The 13,007-nt window shown below is 64.6% G+C and carries 14 protein-coding genes; 5 read left to right on the forward strand and 9 right to left on the reverse strand.

The genetic code is table 11. The features are described from left to right. Positions 1-14 precede the first annotated feature (14 nt). The 7 genes from AC1DYO_RS20420 to AC1DYO_RS20450 form a co-directional block, all read right to left on the reverse strand. Positions 15-932: an alpha/beta hydrolase family protein gene (locus AC1DYO_RS20420; RefSeq protein ID WP_477266322.1), complete on the reverse strand. Its 918-nt coding sequence runs from the start codon at positions 930-932 to the stop codon at positions 15-17. Between the two features lie 185 nt (positions 933-1,117). Continuing rightward, a complete protein-coding gene (locus tag AC1DYO_RS20425; RefSeq protein WP_477266323.1) occupies positions 1,118-2,728 on the reverse strand; it encodes an NTP transferase domain-containing protein in 1,611 nt (536 codons plus the stop codon). Continuing rightward, complete coding sequence (locus AC1DYO_RS20430; protein WP_477266324.1) at positions 2,725-3,429, reverse strand: XdhC family protein; 705 nt, start codon at positions 3,427-3,429, stop codon at positions 2,725-2,727. Before AC1DYO_RS20430 ends, AC1DYO_RS20425 begins: the two co-directional genes overlap by 4 nt. A 1-nt stretch (position 3,430) precedes the next feature. Then, entirely contained in the window at positions 3,431-3,769 is a 339-nt protein-coding gene (locus tag AC1DYO_RS20435; RefSeq protein ID WP_477266325.1) for an XdhC family protein, read from the reverse strand. A 46-nt stretch (positions 3,770-3,815) separates the two neighbouring features. Beyond that, positions 3,816-5,081, reverse strand: coding sequence for a vWA domain-containing protein (locus AC1DYO_RS20440; protein ID WP_477266326.1), 1,266 nt, complete (start codon positions 5,079-5,081; stop codon positions 3,816-3,818). A 4-nt stretch (positions 5,082-5,085) separates the two neighbouring features. Continuing rightward, positions 5,086-6,015: an AAA family ATPase gene (locus AC1DYO_RS20445; RefSeq protein WP_477266327.1), complete on the reverse strand. Its 930-nt coding sequence runs from the start codon at positions 6,013-6,015 to the stop codon at positions 5,086-5,088. Next, positions 6,012-6,539 (reverse strand): flavin reductase, encoded by a 528-nt coding sequence (locus AC1DYO_RS20450; protein ID WP_477266328.1) that lies wholly within the window; start codon positions 6,537-6,539, stop codon positions 6,012-6,014. The genes AC1DYO_RS20445 and AC1DYO_RS20450 overlap by 4 nt, the downstream gene beginning before the upstream one ends. Positions 6,540-6,719: 180 nt before the next feature. Here AC1DYO_RS20450 and AC1DYO_RS20455 point away from each other — a divergent pair, with 180 nt between their 5' ends. Beyond that, a complete protein-coding gene (locus tag AC1DYO_RS20455) occupies positions 6,720-7,790 on the forward strand; it encodes a branched-chain amino acid ABC transporter substrate-binding protein (RefSeq protein ID WP_477266329.1) in 1,071 nt (356 codons plus the stop codon). Next, positions 7,790-8,809 carry a P1 family peptidase gene (locus AC1DYO_RS20460; protein WP_477266330.1) on the forward strand — a complete coding sequence of 340 codons (1,020 nt, stop codon included), beginning with the start codon at positions 7,790-7,792 and terminating at the stop codon, positions 8,807-8,809. The genes AC1DYO_RS20455 and AC1DYO_RS20460 overlap by 1 nt, the downstream gene beginning before the upstream one ends. Before the next feature lie 13 nt (positions 8,810-8,822). Here AC1DYO_RS20460 and AC1DYO_RS20465 read toward each other — a convergent pair whose 3' ends face one another. Beyond that, entirely contained in the window at positions 8,823-9,077 is a 255-nt protein-coding gene (locus tag AC1DYO_RS20465; protein ID WP_477266331.1) for a DUF2171 domain-containing protein, read from the reverse strand. A 138-nt stretch (positions 9,078-9,215) separates the two neighbouring features. On the opposite strand from AC1DYO_RS20465, the gene AC1DYO_RS20470 reads away from it, so the two are divergent. The 3 genes from AC1DYO_RS20470 to purB all read left to right on the forward strand — a co-directional run bounded on the left by AC1DYO_RS20470 (position 9,216) and on the right by purB (position 11,823). Further along, positions 9,216-9,941, forward strand: a complete 726-nt coding sequence (locus tag AC1DYO_RS20470) for a DUF2259 domain-containing protein (protein WP_477266332.1) — start codon at positions 9,216-9,218, stop codon at positions 9,939-9,941. A gap of 101 nt (positions 9,942-10,042) precedes the next feature. After that, positions 10,043-10,462: a hypothetical protein gene (locus AC1DYO_RS20475; protein ID WP_477266397.1), complete on the forward strand. Its 420-nt coding sequence runs from the start codon at positions 10,043-10,045 to the stop codon at positions 10,460-10,462. A gap of 59 nt (positions 10,463-10,521) precedes the next feature. Then, positions 10,522-11,823: an adenylosuccinate lyase gene (purB, locus tag AC1DYO_RS20480; protein WP_477266333.1), complete on the forward strand. Its 1,302-nt coding sequence runs from the start codon at positions 10,522-10,524 to the stop codon at positions 11,821-11,823. A 216-nt stretch (positions 11,824-12,039) separates the two neighbouring features. Here purB and AC1DYO_RS20485 read toward each other — a convergent pair whose 3' ends face one another. Next, positions 12,040-12,852 carry a VOC family protein gene (locus AC1DYO_RS20485; RefSeq protein ID WP_477266334.1) on the reverse strand — a complete coding sequence of 271 codons (813 nt, stop codon included), beginning with the start codon at positions 12,850-12,852 and terminating at the stop codon, positions 12,040-12,042. Positions 12,853-13,007: the final 155 nt, after the last annotated feature.

Here is a 13,007-nt window from a genome sequence, read left to right on the forward strand (position 1 = left end):
CGATTGCCGTCGATTCAGGGCGCTTTCGACAGCATCCAGTTCAGCGTTTCGCGCCAGTCGACCATGCGGATCGGCGTGCCATGAGTACCGGTCTCGAACCGGACGAAGCGTGTCGGATAGGGATAGGCTTTCGAGTTCGCAATGATGGAGCGGAAAAAGGCTTCCTGCTTCTCCACGGGAAAGACCGGGTCCTTGCTGCCCTGGCCGAAGAACACCGGCACATGGCGCCTGTAGGCCGGGCTCGACAGGAAACTGTCATCCCATAGCGAGCCGAGCAGCAGCAGCCCGTTTATGCGCCGCCCCGTGTCGTTGCGGCCGGCCAGCTTCCAGCACAGCGCACCGCCCATCGAGCCACAGGCGACAAAGATTTTCGCGTCCGGCGAGGCCTCTGCATAGTGGCCGATCAGTGCTGCGACCTGGGCTGCGCCCTTGTCGCCGAAATCGGTGAAATCGGGTGAGAGATAGAGGCCGCCATTGCCGGCCATCAGGTTCTTGATGCGGTTGAAATTGCCGCCGAAGGTGAAGTCGTCGACGCCCTGCTTGCGGCTGCCGCCCTGCCCGTGCAGGTAAAGCACGATGATGCCGGCGCCCTCGGTCTTGCCGACGGCGACATGCCTGACATCGCCGGCATCGGTTTTCAGCAAGAGGTCCTGCTGCACCTTGCGCACGCCGGTGTCGGTATACTGCGCATGCACGCGCTTCTCCGGCACTTCGTCGCGGGCGTTGATGTCGCGCATCTCGCGGTAGTCGATAACGGTGTAAGCGCCCTTGTCCGTAGACGAGAGCGTCGCCGGATAAGCGAAGAGGTCGTCCTTGTAGGATTTTAGTTCGAGCGCGTTAGCGTGGGCTGCGGAAAACAGAAAAAACAGTGAAATCAGAAGGGTATGGAGCGCGACCGCCCCCCTCTGGCCTGCCGGCCATCTCCCCCTCAAGGGGGGAGATTGGATGTCGCGCAGGCTTTCGCCAATCTTCAAAGCGGCAGGATGTGCGCTGAGGTCAAACCTGCCAATCTCCCCCCTTGAGGGGGAGATGGCCGGCAGGCCAGAGGGGGGTAGAAGCGCAGAGGCAAGTGAAGAGAGAACCATCCTTCAGCCATGCGTTTTTCAGCTTCGGTTTGTCAATCCTGCAGCACACCACCGGCGCCTTCGAGCGCCTCGCGGGTGTCGACGTCGATCGACGCGCCGTCGCCGATCTCGACGTCGATGACATCCAACCCTTCGGCCTCGACCAGATGGCGGGCGCCGGTGTCGCCTTCGAGGTGGGCGATGCCTCCAAACAGCGCGCGCGGCAAAAGCACCGGATTGCCGCGGCGGCCGTCATGCGCGGCGCGGACCACCGAGCGGCCGCCGTCCCTACGGAAGGCCTCGATCAGCCTGTCGAGATCGGCGGCGGAGATGCCCGGCATGTCGCCGAGAACAATCATCGCGCCGGCTGCGTCGGCCCCAACCCGGGCAATGCCGGCCTTGAGCGATGAGGACAGGCCGTCGGCGAAATCCGGATTGTCGGCGAAGGTCACGTCAAGGCCGGATAAGGCGTGATGCACCCGCTCACGCTGATGGCCGGTGACGACGACGGTGGCCGAGGCCTTCGAGCCGAGCGCACGTTCGGCGGTGCGGCGCACCAGCGGCTTGCCGTCAAACAGCGCCAGAAGCTTGTTCGGTCCGCCCATGCGGCTGGAACGGCCGGCGGCCAGAAGCACGATGTCGACCTTCAACCCGGCTCTCGCCGGCAACGGCTCGCGCGGCTGTGGCCGGGTCGGGATCTCCATCAAGAGCCCGCCGACACCCATGCCGGCGATGTCCTTGGCTGTCACATCTAGGCCGGCGATCAGTCGGTCGAGCACCCAGTCGAAGCCGTTCTCTTTGGGGCTGCGGGCGCAGCCCGGCGCGCCGATGACGCGCTTACCGTCGAGCGTGCCGAGCACCAAGAGATTGCCGGGATCGACCGGCATGCCCGCGCGGACGACAGTTCCGCCTGCCTTCTCGATCGCCGCCGGAACGACATCGCTGAAATCGCTCATTGCCGAGGCGCCGAAGATCACCACCATGTCGTTGTCGCGCGCCAACGCGGCCGCGGCCGCGGCGACAGGCGCAATTTCGTGGGGCGTGCGGCGTTCGGTGGTCAGCCGGGCGCCGGAGCGTGCCAGCCGGGCCTCGGTGACGCGCAGCGTCTTGTCGAGCACGCTCGCTTTGATACCGGGCAGCACAGTCTGGATGACGCCGATGCGCACCGGCTGGTAGGCATTGACAGCGAATATCTCCCCGCCGGCGCAGATTTTCGTCACCGCATCGACCAAAACCGAGGCGACGGCGAAGGGGATGATCTTGACCGTCGCCACCATCTGGCCCTGCTCGACCGGCGCGTGCTGCGCCAGCGTGGCGATGGTGATGGTGGGGTCGACGGCGTTGATGGCGTCGATCATCGCGGAATCGACGGTGAAGACACCGGCCGCCTTGGCATGGAGGTTCACGCGGCCAGTTGCAGCCGGTTTCGCTTCGATGTCGCGGTGGGTCATGCTTGCGGCGATCTTTTCAGCCGCCGCATCCTCGCTGAGATCATCGGCGGCAAGCACCGCCACGACGATTTCAGCAATGCCCGCCGCCTTCAGCACCGAGACGTCTTCGGCGCTCAGCCTGTGCGCCTTGCGGAAACGTCGCTCACCGGCGGTGGTGGCATGCGCCAGCACCGCGCCTTCGGCCTGATCGATCGGGACCGGGCCGAACTTCACGCCGCGGCGCCTTTCGCTTCCAGCCCGCGCGAGCGGAAGGCATGGATGGTCTGCGCCAGAATGGCGACGGCGATCTCGGCCGGGCTCGCCGCGCCGATGTCGAGGCCGATCGGTGCGTGGATGCGGGCGATCTGGTCGGCGCTTGCGCCCAGCGCCAGCAGGCGCTCGACGCGCTTGGCGTGGGTTTTGCGGCTGCCGAGCGCGCCGATATAGAAACAATTGGCGTCGAGCGCCGCCTTGAGCGCGAAATCGTCGATCTTCGGATCATGGGTGACGGCGGCGAGCGCCGTGTAGCTGTCGAGCGGCTGGCGCTCCAGCACATCTTCAGGCCACTCAGCATGCAGCGCGACGTCCGGAAAACGGTCCGGCGTGGCGAAAGCGGTGCGTGGATCGACGATTTCCAGGGGATAGCCGGCGATCTTGGCCATCGGCGCCAGCGCCTGGCTGATATGGACGGCGCCGATCACCATCAGGCGCGGCTGCGGCAGATGCGCGTTGAGAAAGAAGGTCCGGCCCTCCGCCTCGACCGAGCCGGAACTGCCTGACCGAAACGCATTGGCGATCGCTTTCCCGAGCTCCCCAGCGACAGAATCGCCCTCGCGCACGATGCGATCGCGGCCATCGCCGAGATCGGTGACCAGGATCGCCGCGCGGCGGGCGCGGCGTTCGGCATTGAGCGTTTTGAGGGCGTACGGATCCATCCTAACCGAGCCGCTCCACATAGACCTTGATGCGGCCGCCGCAGGACAGGCCGACCTGCCAGGCGGTTTCGTCGGCAACGCCGAATTCCAGCATCTTGGCTTTGCCAGTATCGATGACGTCGATCGCCTCGCTCACCACCGCACCTTCGACGCAGCCGCCTGAGACCGAGCCGTGGAAATTGCCGTCGGCATCGATGACCAGATGGCTGCCGACCGGCCTCGGCGCTGAACCCCAGGTCTCGACCACCGTGGCAATGGCCACATCCTTGCCGTCCTTCATCCAGCCTTCCGCGATGATCAGCGGATCGCGGGCCTCATCGAGATAGATGCTGTTGTCCATGATCGCTTGTCCTAGGGTCTGTTTTTCCGGATTTGAAAATATATGGTCATGCCGCGCGCCTGGCGCCAGCGTCCAACCACCGGCGGGGATCGACGGAGCTGACAGACTTCTTGTCCAGCGAGGCGCAGAGGTCGGCCAGCGCGTCGAGATTGTGCACCGAGCGGAACTCATCGACATGCGGCAGCATCGCCTTGACGCCGCGGGCGCGGGCCTCGAAGCCGTCGAAGCGCAGCAAGGGATTGAGCCAGATCAGCCGCCGGCAGGATTTGTGCAGGCGCTCCATCTCTTCCGACAGGCCGGTGACATCGTCGCGCTCCAGCCCGTCGGTGATCAACAGCACCACCGCCCCCTGCCCGAGCACGCGGCGCGACCATGTCAGGTTGAATTCAGCCAACGTGTCGCCGATGCGGGTGCCGCCGGACCAGTCCTTGACCGCCGCCGAACAGTCTGCAAGGGCCGCATCGGGGTCGCGGTGGCGCATCTGCCGCGTCAGGTTGGTCAGGCGCGTGCCGAAGACAAAGGTATGCACGCGCCGACGCTTTTCGGTCAGCGCATGCAGGAAATGCAGGAAGATGCGCGTGTACTGGCTCATCGAACCGGAGATATCGGCGAGCACCACCAGCGGCGGATGGACTTCGCTGGACGACCGGAATTTCGGCAGAATCAGCTCGCCGCCAGTACGAGCGGCCGACCGCATCATGGCGCGCGGATCGATGCGGCGGCCATGCGGATCGGCCTTGAACCGACGCGTCCGGACCATGTCGAAGGGCAGCCGCAGCTGGGCAATCGCCTTCTTGGCATCGGCCATCTCGGCGGCATTCATCTGGGCAAAGTCCTTAGCCCGCAGCACCTCGTTGCCGGAGAAGGTTAGCCGAGCGTCGACTTCGATCTCCGGGATTTCCTTCACCGGCTGGTTCTTCTGGTGGCCTTCGAACATCGCCTGGCTGACGCGGTTTTCGGCCGCGCGCGGCTTTTGCTTCTCCCTGGTGTCGGGCGCCACCGGCGAGAACATCGCCAGCAGTTTTTCGATCAGTTCGCGCGATTTCCAGAACAGCCGGAAGGCCTCGTCGAAGACGGGATGATCTTCATGACGCGACACCAGCACGGCGTGCAGCGTCCAGTAGAAATCGTCGCGCGAGCCGATGCCGGCGGCGAGCACCGCCTCGATCGCATCCTTGACCGAGGCCGGCCCGACCCGCATTCCTGATTTGCGCAAGGTGCGGGCGAAATAGACGATGTTGTCGGCAATGCGCCCCTCTTCCGTCGCCTCTCTGGGGTCGGCCTCTTTGAGGTAGGCACCCGGCGCCTTCACTGCCCTACTCCGCCGCCGCCAGTTCGGCCTTGACCTCGTCGAGGATGCGCCGGCCCTCGCCCGCGCCGATGCGGGCAATGTCGTCCTGGTATTTCAAAAGCACGCCGATCGTGTCGGACACCGTCTCCGGATCGAGCGCCACCTTGTCGAGTTCGGTCAGCGCGCCGGCCCAGTCGATGGTCTCGGCAACGCCCGGCGCCTTGAACAGTTCGACCTGGCGCAGCTTCTGGATGAACGACACCACTTCGGCGGAAAGCCGGCTGTTGGCCTGCGGCACCTTGCGGCGCACGATCTCCAGCTCGCGTTCGGCATTGGGGTAGTCGACCCAGTGATAGAGGCAGCGCCGCTTCAGCGCGTCGTGAATCTCGCGCGTTCGGTTGGTGGTGATAATGACGATCGGCGGCTCCTCCGCCTTGATGGTGCCGAGCTCGGGCACCGTCACCTGGAAGTCGGAGAGGATTTCGAGCAGGAACGCCTCGAAGGCCTCATCGGTGCGGTCGAGTTCATCGATCAGGAACACCGGGGCCGCACCCGCCTTGCCGGTCAGCGCGTCGAGCACCGGGCGGCGGATCAGGTATTTTTCGGAGAAGACGTTGCGCTCCATGTCGGAGCGGTCGACCTTGCCGGCCGCTTCCTCCATGCGGATTTCGATCATCTGCGCGGCGTAGTTCCACTCATAGACGGCGGACGAGACGTCGAGGCCTTCATAGCATTGCAGGCGGATCAGCCGGCGGCCGAGCGCCTGCGCCAACACCTTGGCGATCTCGGTTTTGCCGACGCCGGCCTCGCCTTCGAGGAAGAGCGGCCGCTGCATGCGCAGCGACAGGAACAGCACCGTTGCCAGCGGGCGGTCCGCGACATAGTCCGCGCCGGTCAGGAGATCGAGCGTTTCGTCGATCGTCCGCGGCGCGGGGCGCGGTTTCAGCTCGGTCATTCTTTCTCCGTTGACGCCTCTGCTCCGCTTTCCAGCACGTGGTAGTCGCGGGCGTGGTAGATCAGCGGCCGCAAATTATCGCCCATGCGCAGGCCTGTCACCTTGCCAAAAAGCACACGATGGGTGGCGAGATCCTTGGTGTCGATCAATTCGCAGTCGAAAACGGCGAGCGCGCCCTTCAGGGTAGGCGAACCCGTCGATATGACATCCCACTCGCCGAGCGCGAAACGCTCATCGGCCGTCAGGCCGGTCAGGCCGGAAAACGCCACCGACAGCGGCTGCTGGTGCGAAGCCAACGTGTTCAGCGCAAACCGGCCGTTTTGCACGAACAGCTCGTTCTTGGCATTCTCGCGGTTGAGACAGACGAGAACCGTCGGCGGCGTGTCCGACACCGAGCAGGCGGCGATCACCGTCGTGCCGCGTTTGCCGGCGGGACCGTCGGTGGTCACCACATGGACGTGGCCGGCGAAATGCGCCATCGCGTCGCGATAGGCCTGCGGCCCTATGTCGTTCAACTTCAACACTGATGATTTTCCATAAGCGGAAACCCAAGCGTTATATATGGCGGCACACAATAGGCCACAAGCGAAGTGCTTGACGACAATCCGCAAATTCCCGTGTTGCGCCTGGGGCGGGCAGCCTTTAGGTCTTGGCGCAGGAGACGCTGGAAGCATGCGACCAGCACGGAGGAATTCTTCGTCAGAATGCGACCCCTAACAGCTGTAATAGCGGCACTGCTCTGGCTGTTGCCGGCAAGCGCCGGCGCTCAGACGCTGCTCGTCGGCGTCGCAGCACCCTTGTCCGGCCCGTCGGCGATCCTCGGCAAGCAGATCGAGACGGGCGCTGGCCTTGCAGCGGAAGGCAATGGCGCTGAGATCAAGACGGTCGACGACGCCTGCACCGCCGATGGCGGGGCTGCCGCCGCCAGGGAATTCGCCGCGGCGAAGGTCAATGTGGTCGTCGGCTTCCTCTGCACCGATGCGATCCAGGCGGCGCTGCCGATCCTGAAGGACGCCAACATACCGGTCATCACCGTTGGCGTGCGCACCGAAAGCCTGACCGACCGCCGCGCCAAGACCGGCTGGCCGGTCTATCGGCTGGGGCCGCGCGGTGACGACGAGCGCAATGCGGTGGCCGCCATCCTCACCCGGCTGTGGCAGAGCGAACTTTTCGCCATTGTTGACGACGGCACCATCTATGGCCGCGAAATCGCCGAGACGTTGCGGGCAGCGGCCGAACAGGCGGCGCTGAAGCCGGTGTTCACCGATACGTTCCGGCCGCAGCTCGACAACCAGATCGGGCTGATCGGCCGGCTGAAGAAGGCGGGCGCCACGCATGTCTTTGCCGGCGGCGACGGCGACGACATCGCCATTATGGGCCGCGACGCCGGCCAGCTCGAGGCCGGCATTGTTTTTGCCGGGGGCGAGAACATGCGTGCGCCAGCCGGCGACGTGCCTTACGCCGTGGGCACGCTGATGATCGCGCCACCGGAATGGGCCGATGTCGCCGATCCCAAGGTGCTGGCGGCATTTGCAGCCAAAAACGTTGCGGCGGATGGCTATACGCTGCCGGCCTACGCAGCGGTGGAAATCGCCAAAGCCGCCTCTGCGGGGGCCGACACTTCGGGCAAGGGGCTGGCCGATGCGCTCACCGGGCATGATTTCACCACCGCGATCGGCCCGCTGCGCTTCGACGATAAAGGCGATCTGACCCAAAACCTCTATCGCGCTTTCCGTTTCGACGGAACGCGTTTTGTGCCGGCGGAGACGAACTGATGTTCCGCACCGGGCCGCGCAATTTGATCACCGATGTTGCGGGCCTGCGTGTCGGCAACGCTTCCGATGCCAGGCTGAAATCCGGGGTTACCACGGTGCTGTGCGACGAACCGGCGGTCGGCGGCGTGCAGATCCTCGGCGGCGCGCCGGGCACGCGCGAAACCGATTTGCTCGAACCGCACAATTCCATCGAAGCGGTTCATGCCGTGGTGCTTTCAGGCGGCTCGGCCTTCGGCCTCGACGCCGCCTCGGGTGTGCAGGCGGCGTTGCGCGAAAAGGGCATCGGCGTCGATGTCGGCGGCTTTCGCGTGCCGATCGTGCCGGCGGCGATCCTGTTCGACCTGCGCAATGGCGGCGACAAGGATTGGGGTCGTTATCCCCCCTATCGCGACCTCGGCTATGAAGCAGCGCAAACCGCCAGTACCGATTTTCAGCTCGGCACCATCGGCGCCGGCGCTGGCGCGTTGAGTTCCGGGCTGAAGGGCGGTCTCGGCTCGGCCTCGACCGTGCTCGACAGCGGCGTCACCATCGGCGCGCTCGCCGCCGCCAACCCGACCGGCTCGGTGACCATCGCCCGAACTCGCCATTTCTGGGCTGCACCCTTCGAGATCGGCGATGAGTTCGGCGGGCTCGGCTATCCCTCGCCGATGCCGGACGACGCCCGGCGGATCCTTTTGAAATACCGCGACAAGCGTGTGGGTGGGACGGGCGAGGCCGGCGGCAACACCACCATCGCTGTCATCGCCACCGACGCCGTGCTGACCAAGGCGGCTGCCAAGCGGCTGGCCATATCGGCGCATGACGGTTTCGTGCGCGCCATCTGGCCGGTGCATACGCCGGCCGACGGCGATCTGGTGTTCGCGCTGGCGACGGGCAAGAGCGGCATCGAGCTTTCAGCCGACAACGCTGTCGACTTCTTCGCCGCCGCAGGCGCCACCATGGCGCGCGCCATCAGCCGCGGCATCCATGCCGCGACGCCGGCCGATGGCGATCTGTTTCCGGTGTGGTCGTCTCGCTGAGCGCGGAACTCGATCAGGTCGGATCGGACTTTTCTTCTTCGAAGCTGACCGCGACATCCGAATTCGCCGACAGCCAGATTTTTTTGCCATCGACCTCGGCAAGCAGGCTCAAGGGAATGTAGTGGTGATGGCCTTTGTGCCCACCCATGCCACTGTCGGCCTTGGTCAGCTTGATCCGGTCGCCCTCGACTTTGTCGACGGTGCCGATGTGAACGCCGTCGGCGCCGACCACTTCCATATGTTCGCGAATCTTGCTGGCCTCGGACATGGGGTGTTCTCCTTTTGAAAACGATCGACGATAACAAACAGAGGCGCAATTGGATGCATCGGCTTTTGGATAGCACGATGTTTTGACTGTCTCATGATAGGGAACGATCGAACCTTGGCAGCCGGAGCAGAAATGCCGATGCGAAATCTTGTCCTGATTGGCATTTGCCTGCTGGTGCAGCTGGCATCTGGCGTCGCCGCCCGGGCGGGCGATGTCGCCGAGCTCGAAATCCTCGGCTTTACCAGAGATGGCGGTGTCTTCGGCTTCGAGGAATACGGCGTCGCGGACGGATCGGGCTTTCCCTATGCCAACCGCTACTACATCGACACCGCCGACGACACGTTCCTGAAAGGCACGCCGATCCGGGTCCGGCTGGAGGACGAGACCGCCTCGCTCGATACGGCCCGTCAGCAAGCCAGGCAGAAGGGCGAAGCGATCATTGCCCAGGCCGAGCTTGCCGCCAATCGCGGCATCACCGCCGGCTTCAATCCGGTGACCGAACTGTCGGCCGACCCGTTCCGCATGGTGGTCAACCCGCGGCCGATCTTTTCGCCGGTCGACCCGCCGCTGGAATTCCGGCTCGACGAGATCGGCATGAACAATACGGCAGGCTGTGAGAGCCAGGGCGAGATCAACGGGTTTAGGCTGCTGCGTATCGAGGCGGAAGATGGCGGCCAGACCCATCTTTTGCACGAGGACAAATCGATCCCGAAAAGCCGCGGCTGCCCGAACGGCTACCGGATCGGCGCGGTGCAGACGTTTTCGATGGACAGTATCAGCGCCTATGCGGTGCTGATCGCGGTGCGCCAATACGGCTTCGAAGGGCCGGATTTTCGCTGGATCGCCGTGACCGGCCGCCTGTGACCGCGCTCGATCGATCCAGCTGGCGCAAGCGCGCCGGCAATCGCGCCCGCCGCGCCGTACCATCGACCGGCACGGCGCTTGTCGGCGCCTTGCTGTGGGCGATGGCCATGGGCGCAAGCGCGCTGCTCTGTCTTTGGCTCGACAATTGGGAGACGCCGGAAAAGATCCGCTTCGTCGTCCTGCTCTTTGCCATGGGTGCAGCACTTGCCTTTCCCGTCGGCCTGTTCGCGGCGCGGCTGGTCTCGCTCGGCCGGCCCTCGGAAGTGGCGTTCGCCGCCGCCTTCGTCTGCCTGCTTGCCGCGACGCTCGCCTTCACCGGCGGGCTGTTTGCGCTGCAATACCGCTCCTACTACGCCGAATGGCATGCGGAAGCCTTCACCGTCCGTTGGGCGTTCGAACTGGTGTTCACCTCGCTGACGGCGCTCTATCAATTCGTGGTGCTGGGCGTGCGGCTCTATTTCCCGCTCGGATTCATAGCTCTTGCCTGCGCCAGCGTGTGGTTTGCGCGCCAGCAGCGTTGAGCATTCGGTCCGCCTCTGATAGGAGGCGGACTTAACCACCGACATATCAGGACTGACGGATGATCCCTCGCTATTCCCGGCCGGAAATGGTCGCCATCTGGTCGCCGGAAACCCGCTTCCGCATCTGGTTCGAAATCGAGGCCCATGCCTGCGATGCGCTGGCCGAGCTCGGCGTCATCCCTAGGGAAGCCGCCAAAACCATCTGGGAAAAGGGCAATGCGGCGAAATTCGATGTCGGCAAGATCGACGAGATCGAGGCCGTCACCAAGCACGACGTCATTGCCTTCCTCACCCATCTCGCCGAATTCGTCGGGCCGGATGCGCGTTTCATCCACCAAGGCATGACCTCGTCGGACGTTCTCGACACCTGCCTTGCGGTGCAGCTCAGCCGCGCCAGCGACATATTGCTCGCCGACCTCGACGGCCTGCTCGCGGCGCTGAAGCGCCGTGCTTTCGAGCACAAAGATACCGTCACCATCGGCCGCAGCCACGGCATCCATGCCGAGCCGACCACGTTCGGCGTCAAGCTGGCGCAGGCCTATGCCGAGTTCTCGCGCTGCCGCGAGCGCCTGGTGCATGCGCGCGAAGACATCGCCACCTGTGCCATCTCGGGCGCCATCGGCACCTTCGCCAACATCGACCCCTATGTCGAAGAGCATGTGGCGAAAAAGCTTGGACTGAAGCCGGAACCGGTATCGACGCAGGTCATCCCGCGCGACCGCCACGCCATGTTCTTCGCCACGCTCGGCGTCATCGCCTCGTCGGTCGAGCGTCTGGCGACCGAAATCCGCCATCTGCAGCGCACCGAGGTGCTGGAGGCGGAGGAGTATTTTTCGCCGGGGCAAAAGGGCTCGTCGGCGATGCCGCACAAGCGCAATCCGGTGCTGACGGAAAACCTCACCGGCCTCGCCCGCATGGTGCGGTCCATGGCCTTGCCGGCGATGGAGAATGTGGCGCTCTGGCACGAGCGCGATATCTCGCACTCCTCGGTCGAGCGCATGATCGGGCCGGACGCCACGGTGACGCTCGATTTCGCGCTGTCGCGGCTGACCGGCGTCGTCGACAAATTGCTGGTCTATCCCGACAACATGCTGAAGAACATGAACAAGTTCCGCGGGCTGGTGCATTCGCAGCGCGTGCTTTTGGCGCTGACGCAAGCCGGCGTCAGCCGCGAGGACGCCTACCGCCTGGTGCAGCGCAACGCCATGAAGGTGTGGGAACAAGGCGCTGATTTCCTTGAGGAATTGTTGGCCGACAAGGAAGTGACGGCAGCGCTGCCCGAGGCCGAGATCCGCGAAAAGTTCGACCTTGGCTATCACACCAAGCATGTCGACACGATCTTCAAGCGGGTTTTTGGATAGAATAGCTTCCTTCTCCCCGTCACTATACGGGGAGAAGGTGCCGGCAGGCGGATGAGGGGCAGCGCCGACTTCGGCGATGATCGAACCCACTCACGCTTTGACAATCTCAGGATATTGGCGCTGCCCCTCATTGCCCTGCCGGGCATTTCTCCCCGTATAGTTACGGGGAGAAAGATGCTCTCGCCGCCGCTTTCGCCAATCGCCAGCGGCGTGCAATCAAGCCTTGCCAGGAACCGTCCTGATAACCGTGCCCCACGGATCCTCGCGGTTCGTTTCCTTGGTCACATTGTCCGAGCGCATCTCGACCCAGGCCAGACCCGAGCGGGACGGATCGCGGCGGCCGGCGCCGGCGCTGTGCCACGAATTGCCACCGATATGGTGGTGGTAGCCGCCGGACGACAGGAACACCGCCTGCCCGCCATACTTGGCCACCGTGTCGAAACCGAACTCCTGGTGCCACCAGGCTTCGGCGTCTTCGGGCCGGCCGACACGCAGATGGACGTGGCCGACAATGCTGTTTTCCGGCGCGCCCTGCCAGCCGGCGTCACCGGCTGGCACGCTGGCGGCCACAGCGGCCAGGTTCAGCCGCTCGGTCGCCATGGCGATCTTGTCGCCGTTCCACTTCCACTCCTCCGGCAGGCGGTCTCTATAGATTTCAATGCCATTGCCTTCGGGGTCGGTCAGATAGAGCGCTTCGCTGACCAGATGGTCGGAGGCGCCTTCGACGCGGATCTTGTTGGCGGCGGCATGGTTGATCCAGCGGCCGAGGTCGGCGCGGCTGGGCAAAAGGAACGCCGTGTGGAACAGGCCAGCGCTGCGCGGATCGTCGGGCTTGGCTGCCGTATCCGCCTCGATGACCAGCAAGGGGCGCTCGGCGGCGCCCAGCGTGATCGCGCCGTCGGCGCGGCTCAATTCCTGCAGCCCGACAACGGCACGGTAATAGGCCGCGAGGCTCTCGGCATCGCGCGCCTTCAGGCCAACGCGTGACACACTGACGGGGGTAGTCGCGGCAAAAGGCAGTTCGCTCATCAAAATCTCCGCTCGGGCGGCGTTCCGCGAGGTTTCCAAGCCAGAGGCCCGGCGCCGCAACAACTGTAGCGCCGTTTCAACCAACAAGCCCTGGTTTTCACGGTCGCTCTTCCCGTCCACAGATCGCCTATCCCGATCGTTCACACAAGACGGAA

It is taken from the genome of Mesorhizobium sp. P2_F5, assembly GCF_056403715.1.